General features: G+C 64.5%; 12 protein-coding genes and 1 pseudogene. 5 read left to right on the top strand and 8 right to left on the bottom strand.

What is annotated here, in order from left to right; translation table 11 throughout:
- The 5 genes and pseudogenes from E0T84_RS15000 to E0T84_RS14980 all read left to right on the top strand — a co-directional run.
- Positions 1 to 137: pseudogene (locus E0T84_RS15000) on the top strand (IS110 family transposase); the annotation flags it as partial.
- A gap of 359 nt (positions 138 to 496) precedes the next feature.
- Complete coding sequence (locus tag E0T84_RS14995; RefSeq protein ID WP_070189154.1) at positions 497 to 940, top strand: ester cyclase; 444 nt, start codon at positions 497 to 499, stop codon at positions 938 to 940.
- Between the two features lie 402 nt (positions 941 to 1,342).
- On the top strand, positions 1,343 to 3,397 hold the full coding sequence (locus E0T84_RS14990; protein WP_200806203.1) for a PE-PPE domain-containing protein: 2,055 nt from the start codon (positions 1,343 to 1,345) through the stop codon (positions 3,395 to 3,397).
- A 40-nt stretch (positions 3,398 to 3,437) separates the two neighbouring features.
- Positions 3,438 to 4,199: an SDR family oxidoreductase gene (locus E0T84_RS14985; protein ID WP_070189156.1), complete on the top strand. Its 762-nt coding sequence runs from the start codon at positions 3,438 to 3,440 to the stop codon at positions 4,197 to 4,199.
- 97 nt (positions 4,200 to 4,296) lie between these two features.
- Complete coding sequence (locus tag E0T84_RS14980) at positions 4,297 to 4,878, top strand: DUF1707 domain-containing protein (protein WP_070189282.1); 582 nt, start codon at positions 4,297 to 4,299, stop codon at positions 4,876 to 4,878.
- Positions 4,879 to 4,926: 48 nt separating this feature from the next.
- Here the strand turns inward: E0T84_RS14980 and E0T84_RS14975 are convergent, their stop codons facing one another.
- The 8 genes from E0T84_RS14975 to E0T84_RS14940 form a co-directional block, all read right to left on the bottom strand.
- The gene (locus tag E0T84_RS14975; RefSeq protein ID WP_131823178.1) at positions 4,927 to 5,478 is read right to left on the bottom strand and encodes a hypothetical protein; all 552 of its coding nucleotides are present in this window, start codon (positions 5,476 to 5,478) and stop codon (positions 4,927 to 4,929) included.
- Between the two features lie 247 nt (positions 5,479 to 5,725).
- On the bottom strand, positions 5,726 to 7,471 hold the full coding sequence (locus tag E0T84_RS14970; RefSeq protein ID WP_070189158.1) for a hypothetical protein: 1,746 nt from the start codon (positions 7,469 to 7,471) through the stop codon (positions 5,726 to 5,728).
- A 120-nt stretch (positions 7,472 to 7,591) separates the two neighbouring features.
- Positions 7,592 to 7,942, bottom strand: a complete 351-nt coding sequence (locus E0T84_RS32310; RefSeq protein WP_318263535.1) for a group II intron maturase-specific domain-containing protein — start codon at positions 7,940 to 7,942, stop codon at positions 7,592 to 7,594.
- 109 nt (positions 7,943 to 8,051) lie between these two features.
- Complete coding sequence (locus E0T84_RS14960; RefSeq protein ID WP_070189159.1) at positions 8,052 to 9,569, bottom strand: hypothetical protein; 1,518 nt, start codon at positions 9,567 to 9,569, stop codon at positions 8,052 to 8,054.
- 713 nt (positions 9,570 to 10,282) lie between these two features.
- Positions 10,283 to 11,542: a PE-PPE domain-containing protein gene (locus tag E0T84_RS14955; RefSeq protein ID WP_083284535.1), complete on the bottom strand. Its 1,260-nt coding sequence runs from the start codon at positions 11,540 to 11,542 to the stop codon at positions 10,283 to 10,285.
- Positions 11,543 to 11,615: 73 nt separating this feature from the next.
- On the bottom strand, positions 11,616 to 12,263 hold the full coding sequence (locus tag E0T84_RS14950; RefSeq protein ID WP_131823179.1) for a hypothetical protein: 648 nt from the start codon (positions 12,261 to 12,263) through the stop codon (positions 11,616 to 11,618).
- 98 nt (positions 12,264 to 12,361) lie between these two features.
- Positions 12,362 to 14,350 (bottom strand): VWA domain-containing protein, encoded by a 1,989-nt coding sequence (locus E0T84_RS14945; protein WP_070189162.1) that lies wholly within the window; start codon positions 14,348 to 14,350, stop codon positions 12,362 to 12,364.
- Complete coding sequence (locus E0T84_RS14940; protein WP_070189283.1) at positions 14,343 to 15,725, bottom strand: sigma 54-interacting transcriptional regulator; 1,383 nt, start codon at positions 15,723 to 15,725, stop codon at positions 14,343 to 14,345. The genes E0T84_RS14945 and E0T84_RS14940 overlap by 8 nt, the downstream gene beginning before the upstream one ends.
- Positions 15,726 to 15,829: the final 104 nt, after the last annotated feature.

Below are 15,829 nucleotides of genomic sequence, written 5' to 3'. Positions count from 1 at the left end.
TCCACCACCAAGCCCTACGCGCCCTCGGCAACCGCCTCGTCGGAATCCTCCACGGCTGCCTACGCCACCACAGCACCTACAGCGAACACACCGCCTGGGCACACCGCCAACCCACCACCCACACCCACGCAGCTTGACAACTTACGACCCTGGGATGTCTGGAGTGGCACTCGGGGCCGAGTGCCACTCCAGCGTGGCAGTCGCGGGCTCAGTTAACTTTTGCCCGGCGACTCGGGCCTACGCCAGTCGCCTTGTTGCCCAGGCAAGTAGACCGATCCGCATCCTGCCCAACCTCCCTATTCACGAGGCGAATCCGCGCCATCGACTGCTGGCAGCGAGCCGCTTGCAGCAGGTCAGCCAGTGTCGGCGGAGTTGGCGGTAGTTGCCTGCGACAGCAAACGTCCTGGCGCCCCTGTCACGGAGTTCGTCGCAGTTCTACCGTTTCTTGTGCGGACGTCCTCTGCCGTGCGGTGTATCCCCATGAAAGGCCGGAACCATGGCCGATGATCAGAACAAGGCGATTTCCCGACGGATCTGGGAGGTATTTGCCTCCGGCGACCTCAGCGAGCTGGACGATCTCGTCGCTCCGGGCGCCGCCTTCCACGACACCCAGGACCCGTTCGGCGACCAGCGCGGCCCCGAACACATGAAAAGCCTGATGGAGATGTATCGGAAATCGTTCTCCAACATGAGATTTGACATCAAGATGCAGCTCGCCGAGGGCGACCACGTGTGCACGATGATCGAAGCGCAGGGCGACAACACCGGCGAGATCATGGGCCAGCCGGCCACCGGCAAGCACAGCCGGATCAACCTGACCGATGTCGATCGGATCGAAGACGGCAAGGTCGCCGAAAGCTGGGTCACCTGGGACACCCTGGGCATGTTGCAGCAACTCGGTCTGATCCCGGCGGGAGCCCAACAGAAAGCGCCCGCCTAGGACCTGTCAGGCGGGTTCAGGGTCGGCCGCGGCCCTGAACCCGCGGACTCGCCATCCCATAGAGTCACCTCACCACTCGATCCGCGCGGCGCCCCCGCACGCCCGCGACGGTTGGCTGCGCGTCGGCAACGCCTGCAACAGATCGGCGTGCCGGCCGGCAATCATGCCGCCACCGCACTCCGACGGCGATCACCGCGAATTACCGTGCCGTGCAGGCCATGCCCCTTGCGCCACGACGGATTCCGCGGCACCTGACCTTGGCCTTTGCGCACAAGATCGCATTCTGGGCAAATTTGCCATTCCGCAAATACTTGTTGCTACAGTATGCAAGCACTTTGTCGGCCAGATCACATATCGAAGGCGGCGCGCTTGATGTCACAGCCCACTCCTCCCCGTCTGTCCATGGCCAAGACCGCTGCCACCACGGCAGCGGTCATTGCTACTACGGCAGCATTGACCGCAGGCGTCGCATCCTCCGCGCCGGAGGCACTCGCCGCACACAACCGAAGTGTGCAAGCGGAGGTCGAGCTGGCGGCGGCGGCGAACCCTGACATCGGCAAGATCCCCGACATCGTCGGGATCTACGGTGTTGGCCCAGTCTTTTGGACCGCACAGGCGCTAGGGATCACGCCCGAGAACGTGATCAAAGCGGCCGGAGGTTTGACCGGCAATACTGCGTTGGCCGACACCGTCATTGGGCTGCTCAACCTGCTCGATGCCATCTCGCCGATCGAAGCCGGCGTCAAGGGCCCGATGCCCAGCGATGTGTATGACGCGGTGAACGGGCTGACATACACCACTGACGCCCTGGCTCAGCTGCTCGGCGTTCGCGACGGGTCCGTGATGGACAAGATCATCGACTGGCTTGTCGGCAACGCGCCCATCCTGAATCAGCGCCGCGCTGTCATCCTGTCCGAGAGCCTGGGTGGACTCACCACGTCGCTGGCGTACCGGGACATGATCAACGCGGTGCAGTCGGACGACCCGAATTGGGGCGTCGGGGTCACCGGTCAGTGGTTGATCTTCGTCAACAACGTCAGCCGCCCTGGCGGTGGGTTATTCGCACTGGCAACACCTTTCACCAACCTCTTCGGCGTGGACCTCACAACGCCCGACGCAGGCAGCTACACCAACCCCGACAAGACCAAGGTCCTCAACACCTCGATCCTCGATATCACCTGGGCCTATAACCCACTGTCGGATGCACCCACTACACTCAATCCGCTGGCCTGGGCCAACGCCGCCGCGGCCGGGGTGTTTCTGACCTATCTTCTTCCAGACGAGGACAACAACATCGGCGACCATGTCTTGCCGAAGTTGATCGCCGGCATCGCCGATGGGGTGAAGGTAATGGTCGACCCCACCGGAGGCCAGGGGACTTCGCTCATTCCAGGCCTCGGCAAGTTGCTCGAAAGCCTCGGCATCCAGATTCTCGACTTCCCCGGCAACGCCACGTACATCACCTACGACTCGGGCAACCTCCCGCTACTCGAGCCGTTCCGGATGGCCCCGCACCTGCTGAACCTCGTTCCGGGCGTTGATATCCCGACTCCGTTGACCGACAGCGTCGAAGATGCGCTGCGCATGATGGTGAACATGGGCTACCAGGACGTCGACCCCACCACCCTGGAACGCAACTTCGACAAGGCCGGTGACCAGGCATACCTGTGGCACTCCCCGCTGACTCCGACGCAGCAGCTGGAAGCCGTTCAGACGGTGTTCAACGCGCTGGTCGACGGCATCCAGGACAACGCGCTCAACCCGGAGGCCTGGACGCCGGAACTTCCTGGCGCTGACTTCAAGCCGATCGTGCAGAACGCGGTGTCGATGGCCGTGTCCAAGGCGCTGAACGACGCTATCGACGCGATCCAGAAGAATGCCACCGACCCCATGTTCAACGCGGTCGAGCAGGGTCTGGCTCCCGTCACGCACGCACTCGATGACATCAACGCTCAGATGGAATCCGCCATCGACGACATGATGAAGGTCAACGGGTCTACAGCCAACAAGCAATCAACCAAGCAGGCCATCACCGCGGTCCCGTCAGACAACAGCCTGATGAAGACAGTAAGCCTCGAGGCACCCGACAGCGCCGCCACCGCAACTGAAGACGAAGACGCCGACGCGAAGGCCACGCCCGTCAAGGATGTCCTCAAAGGTCTTGGTGTGGACAAGGACTCGCTGCAGACCAAGGCGAAGGCGCGGACCAAGGCCCGCCACGCCGCCGACGCGAGCGACCCCATCAAGAAGTCGGTCAAGGAGACCGTCGCCAAGGTGCGCGGTGCCGTCGATGACGCAGCGAAGGACATCAAGGGCGCCGGCGACGATGCGGGGAAGAACGCCAAAGACGCCACCAGCGGTCTGAAGAAGGACGCGAAGAAAGCGAAGCCGGCGCAGACCAAGAAGGCCAAGAAGGCCAAGACCGAGAAGAAAGAGAAGTCCAAAGCAGCGGCGTAATCGCTGACAGCCCCGGTGACGCGTCGGTAGCGTGGCCAATATGCCACGCACAGTGCTCGTCACCGGGGCGACCGGCACTCTCGGCCATCATGTAGTTCCTGAGGCGACCGAGGCCGGCCACCATGTCAGGGCGTTGAGCCGTCGGGACCGGGTGGGCTACACGGGCGTGCATTGGCATCAGGCCGACTTGCTCAAGCCTGACTCTCTGGACGCCCCGCTCGACGGCGTCGACGTCGTCATCCACTGCGCCACCCAGGCCGCCGGCAGCAAGGACATCAAGGCGGCCCGGAACCTGATCGAGGCGGCGAGACGCAAGGGCGTCGGGCACCTCATCTACATCTCGATCGTCGGGATCGATGACATCCCGCTTCCTTATTACAAGACCAAGCTGCGCGTCGAGCAGTCGCTCGAAACGTCGGGCATCGGGTACACGATTCTGCGTGCCACGCAGTTCCACGAGCTAATCGAAAAGATGTTCTCGATCCAACGGTTCTCACCGGTTTTGTGGACTCTGCGCGACGTCCGATTCCAGCCGATCGACACGCGCGACGTGGCGACGCGGCTGGTCAATTTGATCGATTCAGAGCCGGCGAAACGGGTACCTGACATCGGCGGGCCCAGCGTCCACACTCACCCAGAATTGGGAAAGATGTATCTCGCAGCACACAACGGCGTGCGGCGCGTGGCCAGATTCACGATCCCCGGACGCATCGTCGCCGGTTACAGGTCAGGGGCCAACCTAACCCCGGAAAATGCGGTCGACGGCGTATCGTTCCAGGACTATTTGGGTAGCGGCCGATAGCCGGGTTGCGCCGAGAAGCATCGATTCTCGCAACCATGCCGACACAGTTTGGCCATCGGTCTTGCATGTGGCAGCGATCGTCGTAGGCTCGACATCGATGAGCACTTCAGCGCCGCAGGGCAGGTCGATGCGGGCTGCCGACACCGACCGTATCCAGGTGGCGCAGCTGCTCACCGATGCTGCCGCCGCGGGCCGGCTGCCGATGACCGAGTACGAGGACCGGCTAGCAAAGGCTTACGCGGCCGAGACGTACGACGATCTGGCGCGGCTGAGCCGCGACCTTCCCGGTGCGGTGAACTGTTCGGCCGGCCACTGTCGCCCGGCTCCCTCGACGCTGCTGCTGGCGATCATGAGCGGGTTCGAGCGCCGCGGCCGGTGGAACGTGCCGAAGAAATTGACGACGTTCGCACTCTTCGGCGGCGGGGTGGTCGACCTTCGCTACGCCGATTTCACCGCACCCGATGTCGACGTCCGCACCTATTCGATCTTCGGCGGGCAGACCATCCTGGTGCCACCCGAGGTGAATGTGGATGTTGACGGCGTCGGCGTGATGGGGAACTTCGATCAGAGCGTCGACGGCGACGGCACGGCCGGGGCTCCGCGTGTGCACATCCGCGGTTTCTCGCTCTGGGGCAGCGTCAGCGTCAAACGCAGGAAGCGCCGCAAGAAGACCGACTGAACGAAATGCGGGCGGGCCCGAAGGCCCGCCCGTCTGCGTCTCTTGAGGTCAGTGCTCGCAGCTTGTGGCGGCGACGCAGGTCATCGATTTGTTCGAGTTGGAAGGCTCGGCGCTCGACGCCTTGGCGGTGGGCCTGCCCGCGGCGATGGTCTTGGGCAGTGTGCCCGGCAGATCCTTCTCGTCGGGGAGGAACTTGTTACCCAGATACTGATTCGAGTACTTCTGCGTCTGGTTGTAGTAGTACTTGCCGGCGTTGACGTTCAGTTCGCCCTGAATGACCCCATTGGTGCCCTTGCTGGGATCGTCGTAGTTCGCCTTGCCGAAGTTGGTGTGGTAGACCTCGCCGAGCGGGCTGTCGTCGAGCGTCTTGTTGACCTCGGACGTCTGGTTGAAGACCTTGTCGCCGACGGCCTGAGTCGCCCGCACTCCCGGCGCCGGGTTGTCGAAGGCCGGCCGTCCCACCGCGTCGCCCGATGCGCTGGAGTCAGCGGACGCCAACCCCGTCGGCACGGCCACCGCCAACGCGCCGCCCGCGATGACACCCCCCACCAATGTCCGTGCCCGAACCGACCGCTCGGACATCTTCCGATGTTTTGCCATGCCCGCAACCTCTCGTGATTGGCGTTGTGCCACAGCTAAATTGGGCCTAACCGGCTGACATTGCCGCTGGCCCGCCAGCGAACCTAAGGCACTGTGAGCACCGGCGATAGGTGGTGGCGAGGTTGTTCATTTGCCGTTCGGCACATGCTCATGAGAATTCACAGCTCACTTGCAGGAGGGTTCCAAGTACATGAAAACGCAACGGCCCCCTCTGTTTTGGAGGGGGCCGTTGCGTCAGATCGGGCGGCTACTTGTCGCTCTTGTGCTTGTCAGCCTTCTTGGTCTTGTTGTCCTTCTTGTCCTTGTCCTTGTGACCGTTGCCTGTGTCACTGGAGCTGCTACTACTGGAGCTGGAGCTTCCGCCCGTCGAGCCAGCCGAGCTGCTGCTGGAACTGCCGCCCGTCGAGCTACTCGAGCTGCTGCTGGAACTGCCGCTGGAGGTGCTACCCGTGCCCGACGCGTCGGTACCGGTCCTGGCCGTGGACTGCCCGGCGGCTGAACTGCTCTGCCGGTTCGCATTCCGAGTGCTCGAGCCGCCAAACGCCTTCTTCAGATCCCGGGTGGCATTGTCGACGAACTTGTCGACGGGCGACTTCTTGACCTGAGTCGAGGACGATTCGTGCGTGGACGTGCTCGGCGTACCCCCGGTGGCGCCGGCGGCTGGCGTCCCGGCATCCGAGGCATCGTCGGCACCGGTGGTATCGGTGGAGCCAGCGGAATCCGTCGCCCCGGTAGCACCCTCGGATTCCTCGGAGTCCTCTTGAGTGGCAACCTTTTTGAGAGTGTCGGCGTTCGCGAGCTTCACACCCAGCTTCTCAGCCGCGAGATCAGCAATCCCGTCAGTCTTCTGCGCTTCGGAGGTCTGCTCCACGGCGGCCTCGACAGGCACGGCCTCGTCGGCCTTGACGTTGAGGTTGATCAGGTCTTTCAGGCTCGGCAATGCACTGGACGCCGATGCGAGTGTCGCGACGCTGCGCTTTGTCGACGCGATATCGGCGCCTTCCCCGCCTTCTCCGGCATCTTCAGGATCGGTCTCGGCGCCCGGCGCCTGCGCAGCGAGCACCCGGTCGACCACGTAGTTGATTACGCCGTCGATCCCCTGGTTGTACGACTTGCCGTCGTCCACCACCGGACCGCCGAAGAAGAAGATGCTCGTGGCAGCGGCCAGATCCGGACCCGCCAGCGGGACGCCCGCCGCGGCAAGGACTGCCAACTCCCCGACGATGGGAAGCCAGTTGTGCGACACGAGCTCCGCTGTTGCCAGCGCCTGCCCGACCGGGCCGTTGATGCCGCCGGTGAGCTCGGACGCGACAACCCGGAAAGTCTCCTCGATGCCGCCTTCGTAGAAGTAACTGGTGACGTTGTTGTACACAAATGCGGCGGCATCAGAGATCAGCGGCACATTGGTATCCATGACATCTTCGAGCGCCAGGTCACCCAGGTAGTACGCCAGGCCGACAAGTCCGTCGCGGTAGATCTCGCCCGAGATACCGTTACCCGACGCGTAGGTAGGCGGATTCTCCTCGTCCCCATTGACCTGGGTGAGGTTGCCATCTTCGTCCGCGACGTAGATGGCGGTGTCTCCGACCTGGGGATTGCCGTCTTCGTCCAGGTACGCGTAGAGCCGGTTACCCTTGGCGTCCAGCGCGGGCGAGTAAACCGGGTTTTCCTCTGTCCCGCCCGTCTGCACGTTGAGCTCGAACAGCCCGTAATTGTCGCCGCCGTAGTACGGGTCGTAGGAGCCGCCGATGTGGCCGCCGTAACCGTTTGTCCGGAAAAAGATGTCGGACATGAACTGCGGGTCGAGGTCCGCGAGCCCGAGCAGTTTCAACTCATTGACAGTTACGGCCCGCTTCTGCGGCGCGGCGGCCGAGGCCTCGCCGGCGACGATCGCGGTCGCGTCGCGGGGAACGAACAGCGCAGGGGTCCCGGCAACCAGCGCGCCGGCGCTGAGAAGTGCGACGCCAGTGGTGACGAGCGGACGAACTGCCATCTGGGTGGGACCCCTTAATCTCGAGCGTGAGCTGGGTCCCTGAGAACCCGTGCAGATACCTGCGCAGAACCTTAAAAGTCCTTGAGAAGGGTAATTCCCGGCCCACTTACCCGCAACCTCTTACCGCACGCAACGAGAGCCTGTGACGCTTCGCCGCGCCGCCTTTCCGGAGGCGAGTCGGACAGATGTTTTTGATGCAGAACGGGACATTTTCGTCAGGACCGGATCAGCTAAGTTCGGAAACCGTTGCTGCTGAGCCCACCGACCGCAACGTTGCGGGTCAGGGCAAGAGAAATTCGTTGCATGGCCACCCGCCACGCTGGTCGGGCACACTCGGATGTGCATCCGGGTCAGTTCGTCGCACGCAGCCCGTGCGGCCGCCGATATTCCATCCAAGTCCCGGAACTTCCGGGGTGTGTCCGCCAGGCGGAAATACCCCATCCAGCCCCGGACATATTGGTTCATCCGCATGGCGCGGTACTTCCAGAGGACTCACACCTCCTAGCGAATGCCCGTGCTGGGCGTACAACATCATCGCCCCTACCGGTGCGGTAGGGGCGATGAAGTGAGGTCGGGTTCGCTACTCGTCACCCCCGCCGTCTCCCGAGTCCTTGTCTCCGCCGGTTGCCTTGTCCACCGCGTCCTTCAGCTTGTTGAGGAACTTCTTGCCGTTGTAGTCGCCCTTCGGTTTGCCGTTCTCGAAGAGGATGGGCGGCGCGACCTTGTTGCCGGACTTGGGGTCCGTACTACCGGCATCCTGAGCATCGTCCTCCTCCTTGGCCGTAACCTCTTTGATCTTGGCCTTGGGTTTGGGCTTGAGGTCCAGATTCAGCTTCGGCGGGTCGAGCTCGGGCGCCTCGAACGTCGGCGCTTCAGGCAACTTGGGCGCCTCGAACGTCGGGGCCTCGATCTTGGGCAGCTCGAACTTCGGTGTCGTGACCTTCAGGGGTTCGGGCTTCGTTTCCTCTACTACCGGAGCGCCCTCGGTTCCGCCCTCGACGTTCTCGTCGACCGTGCCCAGGTCTTTCACCTCAACATCCTTGAGGAGTGTGGCCTCAGTGGGAGATTCCAACTTCTCCGACAGCTTCTCCCACGATGACTCCACGTCGAGCTTCGGCGTCGGCAGGCTCAGCAGCTTGTTGAAGTTCGGCAGCCCGGTAGAGGTGGGGGTGGTGGTTTCCGGCTCGGCGGTCTTGGCCAGCAGCACGGTGTCCTCGGAGATCGTGTCGAAAGTCTGAATCGGGTTACCGTCGAGGGGATTGAGGAAGTTCGGATCAGGCGTGGGCGTGCCCTGCGCAATGGCATCCACCACATAGGTGATCGCGGCAGTGATACCAGAATTCACGCCGTAACCGAAGAAGAATGAGTTGGTCAGGCCGTAGGCGTAGCCATCCTGCGGCAGGTTGTCGAGCAAGAGGTTGCCGACGAGTTGGGTTGCGCCGCCCTCGAAGAAGTCGTCCACGCGCCTGGTCAGATCCAGCCGACCGGTCGGGTCAACGCTGTCGATGGCTACGGCAACGGTACGGACGGCTTGATGCGCCAGCTCGGTGAAGCCGCCCTCGAAGAAGATGTTGTCGATATCGCCCAGGGGCAGGATGTTGTCGCTCAGGTAGTACGCCAGCCCGGTGAATCCGTCCTGACAGACCGCGCCGTCGGCGGTGCAGTTACCGGGATCGTCCTCCGTGACGATCCCGCCGTCCTCGTCGAGCTCGTAGACGGGCGCCCCCTGCAGGTTGTAGTACTGGGCGCCAGGCTCGAGATCGGCAGTCGTGGCACGGGTCCCATCTGCGTTGTAGAGCGGCGTACCGTTCGCGTCGACAAGGTCTCCCATGCCATCGTCGAATCCCGCGGCAGGTTTGGGGCTTTGGCCCGGGAACCAAAGGCCGCCATAACCCTGAGTAAACGACTGCCACGCACCTTGCAGCGACAGCGCGAGCAGATGGATCTGCTGCTGCGTCAACGTGTTGTGCGCTTCGACCGCAGCCGGAGAGGCAACGGCGACCGTTTTGTGCGGAACGAACAACGCCGGGGCCCCCGCAACGATCGCGCCGGCGCTGACGAGGGCGACGCCAGTGGTGACGAGCGGACGAACTGCCATACGCGTAGCCCCTTTTTTCTGAGCGTCAGCGGGTTCCGAAGACCCGTGCCGGCACCGGAGTACAACTTAGAAACTCCTGAGAATGCTAAGTCCGGCTATCGCCTCCCGCAACCTTTATCGACGCAGGACGTTATCCACTTTGCTGCCCTCGCGCAGGCAGTTGAACGAGGCCGTTCGGATGAATTTCTCAATTCAAATGAACTGCTCCAGGTCGGCCAATTTCAGCTACGCCCAACACGTCGCTGGCCATCGGCTTCCTGAGCCCAAATACGCGGGACACTGAGGCGACAGCTCGTGAAACCATCGCCAGATTGGTTGCTACAGCACACCTGAACCCAACCCCACCGAGGCATGCGCGCACCCCAGGCCAACCACATTGGAACTACACATAATCCAAGTTCACAACGGCGTGGCGCATCGCTGCCTCGCCACCCTTGTGCGGAGGATCCGCCCACAAATCCCCCGGCGCCCGGGCGCGGATCAGCGATTGCGCGCGGCGACGGCCATCACCGGTCCACTCCGCGAGTCTGACCCAACCATTGTTTGCGAAAATGAAACCGAGAATACTGCTTGCAATCGCAACCATTAAACGGTCCGACAGCACTCGGACAGGTCACGCCGCGTTAACCAAAGGTGAACAACACGTATCCGATAAGGTTCGACAAAAGGCCACGCCAGCAAATTTCGAATCTGGGAATCCGCTGAGCTCGCCCTCAGTCGCTGTCGGACGAATCGTCGGCGGCGTCCGGTGTATGCGTCGACGTCGTCGCGCCCGTGCCGCGCAGTTTCTTGACGAATGAACGCACACCGTCGACCACAGGCCCGCCCGCCCGTTGCGGACCCGAAGCTCGATCGCGCGCAAGCGTTTTCACGGAGAAATCCAGGCTCTTGCGCAACGACGGGCGCGGCGCCTGGACGCGCGCTCGCTCCGGCTGGCGCGGCGCCGCAGCCGCAGCCGCAGAGCCACCGTCGCGCAGGATGTCCGCACCCTCCTCGACCCCGCCGGTGAAGTCATGGACGAAGCGTTCGGTTTCCGTACGCGTCGGGATGAGCCGGGCCGGCTTGTACTCGTGCGGGTTGGCCAGCGGGTCGTTGTAGGGGTAGCCGTAATCGACGACTGCCCGCAGCGCGGGGGTGGCCGCGTCGGCCAGCAGGTTGCCCGGCTCCCCGAACGCCCGCAGCGGCGAGACCAGCGGCAGGTTCTCGGACTCGTAGCCGACGTAGGCGGTGTCGTCGACTTTGCTGATCCGCACGGTGCCGTCAGCCGTCTGCCGTACGACGGTGCCACCCGAATCCAGGGTCTCGTGGCACACGGCATCGCAATCACGGAAATTGCCCTGCGCGTCGATCGGGAAGTCCAGGCTGTCCTGATTCAGCCGACGGTCCAGGTACGCCATCAGCGAATTGGCCATCGCCGGCGCGTTCCACAAGTAGGCCGGGACGTTGGAGTTGATGTCGTACTCGTAAACCACGTTGATCACCGGCACGCCCGGGTCCGTCGGCGTCGGGATCGGATTGACACCGATCAGGGCGAAGAACGGCAGCCTCGTTCCGAATCCGCCGTTCGGGCTGGCCACGTTGTTGTCCAGGACATACAGCATGGGCTCGGTGACCACCGGATCGTGGGTCAGCTTGCCGTAGGTCAGCAGCAGGCTCGCATTGGCCGCGCCCCAGCCCGAGGACAGCACCACATTGTCGTCGTCATCGCTGTTACCCCGGATGGCCTGATAAATCCCGGACGGGCCGGTGAAGAAGTTCGCGACTACCGCCTCCTGCTGCCCCTGTCGGTACAGCCCGCCGTAGAAATCCGCGACGCCGTCGCCGCCGGGGTTCGTCGAGCTCGCACCGATGATGAGAGCCGACAGTTGCACCGCGGTCACCGGCTGCGTCGCCCCGAGGGCTGCCACCGTCGCCAACGCCGTCCCGCCCAGAAGAGTCGCCGGCAAAGCGCGTCCACCCCAGCGTCGTGTCATGGCGCCGCCTCTCAGCCCAGTTGGAATGAGCAGAAGCTACCCGACGGCAACCGGCAACGTCAGCAAATGCGGGCTAGCGAGGCATGGCGATACGCATCCCGGCCAGCATCACCTGAGCATCGGCCATATAAGTCCTGTTGTTGGGTGCGGTGCTCTGCGCGAGCGCCACCACGTTCCATACCTTCGACCCGAGCGGCACCATCACCGTCACCGCCGTCACGTATGCCGTGCTGCCACCGTCGGGGGTCAGGGCCGTGTAGTTCACCAGCAGCGCCGGGAATCCACAGATCTCGCTGGGAACCTGGGTGACGTTCTGCGCGCCGGCAGCCTGGAATCCCTTGACGGTCTCGTTCAGCAGATCCTGGGGCGGCCGGTCGCCATCGGTGGCATCCGCGGTCGACACCGACAGGGCCGGATTCGTCACGCCATCACTGAGCGACACATTGCGCAGGACCAATTTGACTGGCCCCTTTGCCAACTCGGGAACCGGAACCCAGCCCGCCGGCTGCGCGATGCGGACCCTCGGCTCACCCGGTGTCCCGGGCAGTTCGATCCAGGCATCCGAATGCAACTGCTCGCACGACTGGGCTTTGTACGCGGACGCGCCCTCCGAGCCCACCGATGGCTCAAAGCCGGCTTTCGCGGCGCCATCCGTCAACTGAGTGCATCCGGTGAGCAGCAGCCCGGCCGCCAACACCACCACACTGACAACGCGCTTCATCGCTCACAGAGACTACGCGAGCGCGCCTTGCGCGCTAATGCGACGCAGGGGTAGCTCCGCCGCGTTGCCAGCAACGTGTGCGCCGCACTCGACGCGAACTAGCGGCGCCGCGAGTGCAGATAATCGCCGACCACCGCGGCACCCAGGCCATCGAGATCAGGCACCACGACTCGGCCCTGCACCCGGCGGGCCACCTGGTCGATGAAGCGAGCGAGGCCGGGGTCGGAGCCCAGCCGGAAGATCGTCACCTGCGCGCCGAGCCGGGCCACCTCGTCGAAACCACGCACGGTGTGGGCGATGGTGCGCGGGTGTGGCGGGTAGTCGAAAAAGACAGACGACCCTTCGCCGTCACCGAAATCCTCCAGATGGGCGGTGGGCTCGCCGTCGGTCACCACGAGCACGACCGGCTGGGCATTGGGATGACGACGCAGATGCCGGGTCGCCAATGCCAGCGCGTGGTGCAGATTGGTGCCCTGCTCGTACACGCCTTCCAGGCCGGTCAGCTCGCCGGCGGTCACCGTGCGCGCATACCGGCCAAAGGCGATGATCTGCAACTCATCTGAGCGGAACCGCGTGCTCACCAGATGGTTGAGCGCCAGCGCCGTGCGCTTCATCGGCAGCCAGCGGTTCTCCATCACCATCGAAAACGACGTGTCCACCAGCAACGCGACACACGCCTGAGTGCGGGTTTCGGTCTCGGAAACCTCCACATCCTCGACCGCGAACCGGATCGGCCGCTCGGCAACCCCGGTCCCGGCCTGGCGCAGCACCGCGTTGGTCACCGTGCGGGTGACGTTCCACGGCTCGGTGTCGCCGAATTGCCAGGGCCGGGTCGCCCCGGTCAGCTCCCCGGCCGCGCCGGCCCGACGCGTGTCACGCTCGCCGTGACGACCCGAAAGCTGTTGTGCCACATCACGCAGCGCGGTCTGGCCGAGCTGACGCATCGCTTTAGGGGACAACCGCCATTGACCGTCGGAGCCACGGTCGATGAAACCCTGGTTCACCAGGGCCTTTTCGAGCTCGGACAGGGTGCGGGCGTCGATCGCGGCGTCGTCGCCGAGCTGGCGGGCCAGCGCTTCCAGGTCGACGTCATCCATCGATGCCCCGGAATAGCTCTGCGACAACGCGTCGGCGAGCTGCTCCAGCTCGCCGATGTCGGACAGCGCTTGGGCGCCCTCCCCCATACCCAGCGGATCGCCACCGGAGAACTGCTCCGAACCACTCCAATCCTCACCCGGGCGTGCGGCCTGCAGGTGGTCGTCGAGCCGGTTCAGCGCATTCATCAACGACGGCGAACCGAAAGCCTGCTGCGCCAACGAATCCAACTCGGCACGCTGCTCGGCCGACAGGCTGTTGCGGAACCGCTGCGCTGCGGCGGCCCGCTTGGCCAAGGAGTCCAGCAGCTCGTCGATGTTCTGCGGGCCCTCCGGGAAGAACTCGCCGTGTTTGTCCATGAAGTCTTGAAAATCCTGCGGGGTGTCCTCGCCGCGGGCGTGCTTGTCCAGCAGGTCGTTGAGGTCGTCGAGCATGTCGTTGACCCGCTGCCGGTCCTCGTCGGTGGCGTTCTCCAACGCCTCCTTCATGCCGGCGAAACGCTGATCCAACATCTCCCGGCCCAGCAGATCCTTGATCTGCTCGTACTTCTGCCGCGCCTCGGGGCTGCGCCAGTCGTAGTCGGCCAGTTCCTGAACCGCCTTGGCCGGTGACGGCGAGAGCGCCTCCATCTGCAGTTCGCCGAATCGCGCGTCGTCGTCGAGGGCGCGGGCCAGCTCCTTGCGTTCGGCCAGCACGGCCTCGTCGAGCAGCTTCTTGATCTCCTGCAACGTGCCGTCGAGATTGTGCCGCTGCAACAACTCCCGGCGCTTGCGGTTGGCCTCGGCAGCCAGCCGGTCGGTGCCGCGCATGCCTTCGGTGCCGCGACGCATCAACTCCGACAGCGCACGGCGCGGTGAGCTGCCCTCCATGACGCTCTGACCGATCTGCTCGAGCGCGTCGCGCAGATCGATCGGCGGTGCCAGCGGGTCGGGGCCTCCGGTGTACCGCGAATACCGCGAGGTGTGCCCGTGTCCCCGACCGGGATCAGCCATAGACCGTCTCGCCCTCCCCCGTCACCTTGTCCACCCGCTTGGCCAGATACAGCGCTTCCAAAGCCAATTCGATCGCCGCGGCACGCTCACCCACCGACACCGCATCCAACCGGGACGCGAGCGTGTCGACGACGGCGAGATCCGGCAGTGCGGCCAGGACGTCCTTGGCCGACACCCGCTCGCCCGTCGTCACCGGCGAACCCTCCTCGACCGCGGCCACCAGCGGGGCGACGTCGATGCCGCCCAGCAGCCGCTGCGCGGTGTCGGCGGTGGCACGTCGCAGCAGGTGCTCCAGCACCGCCTGCTCCCGACCTTCCTCGCCCGTCTCGAACTCCAATTTGCCGCGCAGCACGTCGATCACGGTGGCCAGGTCAACCACGCGAGCCACCGGGTCATCCTCACCCAGGATTGCCGAGCGGTGCCGTGCCGAGGCCGCCACCGTCTCGGCCGCGGCGATCGCGAACCGGGCCGACACACCCGACCGCTGGTCGATCGAACTCGATTCACGCAGATTGCGGGCGAATCGGGCCAACACACCGAGCAGGTAATCCGGAACCTCGGCGGCCAACTGGGCCTCCTGGCGGATCACCCCCACCTCGTCGTCGATCTCCAGCGGATAGTGCGTGCGGATCTCGGCGCCGAACCGGTCCTTGAGCGGGGTGATGATCCGGCCCCGGTTCGTGTAGTCCTCTGGGTTGGCGCTGGCCACCACCAGCACGTCCAGCGGCAGCCGCAGCGTGTAACCGCGGACCTGAATGTCGCGCTCCTCCATCACGTTGAGCATCGACACCTGGATCCGCTCGGCCAGATCAGGCAGCTCGTTGACAGCCACGATGCCGCGGTGCGCCCGTGGGATCAGCCCGTAGGCGATCGTTTCCGGGTCACCGAGGCTGCGGCCCTCGGCCACCTTGATCGGATCGATGTCGCCGACGAGGTCGGCCACGCTGGTGTCCGGGGTGGCCAGCTTCTCGGTGTACCGCTCACTACGGTGCCGCCACTCGATGGGCAGATCCTCACCGGAATCGGCGGCCCGGCGGATCGACTCCGGGGTGATCGGGCTGTACGGGTGCTCACCCAACTCGGACCCGGCGATCACCGGCGTCCACTCGTCGAGCAGCCCGGTCAACGCACGCAACAGGCGCGTCTTGCCCTGACCGCGCTCACCGAGCAGCACCACGTCGTGCCCGGCGATCAACGCCCGCTCCAGCTGCGGGATCACCGTGTCGTCAAATCCCAGGATGCCCGGCCACACGTCGCGACGGTCCGCGAGCGCGGCCAGCAGGTTCTCCCGGATTTCGGCTTTGACGCCCCGTTCACGATGGCCGGAGGCACGCAGCTCACCGACGGTACGGGGCACATCCTTGGGTTGGCTCACCACTCCAAGCTACGACTGAACCGGCCCGCGCACACCGCCACCCGTCAGAACTAGCACCCGGCACACGCGAGCCACTCCCCCGGCATAGTCGTTGTCCGAGCGTC

Source organism: Mycobacterium sp. DBP42, from assembly GCF_005924235.1.
Lineage (GTDB): Bacteria > Actinomycetota > Actinomycetes > Mycobacteriales > Mycobacteriaceae > Mycobacterium > Mycobacterium syngnathidarum.
Note: the sequence above shows the minus strand (reverse complement) of the source record. Positions and strands in the feature narration are given on the sequence as shown.

What these genes read in the sequence shown, in the direction of transcription:
- E0T84_RS14995 (WP_070189154.1), top strand. Translation starts at nt 497, where the DNA reads ATGGCCGATGATCAGAACAAGGCGATTTCCCGACGGATCTGGGAGGTA.
- E0T84_RS14990 (WP_200806203.1), top strand. Translation starts at nt 1,343, where the DNA reads ATGGCCAAGACCGCTGCCACCACGGCAGCGGTCATTGCTACTACGGCA.
- E0T84_RS14985 (WP_070189156.1), top strand. Translation starts at nt 3,438, where the DNA reads ATGCCACGCACAGTGCTCGTCACCGGGGCGACCGGCACTCTCGGCCAT.
- E0T84_RS14980 (WP_070189282.1), top strand. Translation starts at nt 4,297, where the DNA reads ATGAGCACTTCAGCGCCGCAGGGCAGGTCGATGCGGGCTGCCGACACC.
- E0T84_RS14975 (WP_131823178.1), bottom strand. Translation starts at nt 5,478, where the DNA reads ATGGCAAAACATCGGAAGATGTCCGAGCGGTCGGTTCGGGCACGGACA.
- E0T84_RS14970 (WP_070189158.1), bottom strand. Translation starts at nt 7,471, where the DNA reads ATGGCAGTTCGTCCGCTCGTCACCACTGGCGTCGCACTTCTCAGCGCC.
- E0T84_RS32310 (WP_318263535.1), bottom strand. Translation starts at nt 7,942, where the DNA reads ATGCGGATGAACCAATATGTCCGGGGCTGGATGGGGTATTTCCGCCTG.
- E0T84_RS14960 (WP_070189159.1), bottom strand. Translation starts at nt 9,569, where the DNA reads ATGGCAGTTCGTCCGCTCGTCACCACTGGCGTCGCCCTCGTCAGCGCC.
- E0T84_RS14955 (WP_083284535.1), bottom strand. Translation starts at nt 11,542, where the DNA reads ATGACACGACGCTGGGGTGGACGCGCTTTGCCGGCGACTCTTCTGGGC.
- E0T84_RS14950 (WP_131823179.1), bottom strand. Translation starts at nt 12,263, where the DNA reads ATGAAGCGCGTTGTCAGTGTGGTGGTGTTGGCGGCCGGGCTGCTGCTC.
- E0T84_RS14945 (WP_070189162.1), bottom strand. Translation starts at nt 14,350, where the DNA reads ATGGCTGATCCCGGTCGGGGACACGGGCACACCTCGCGGTATTCGCGG.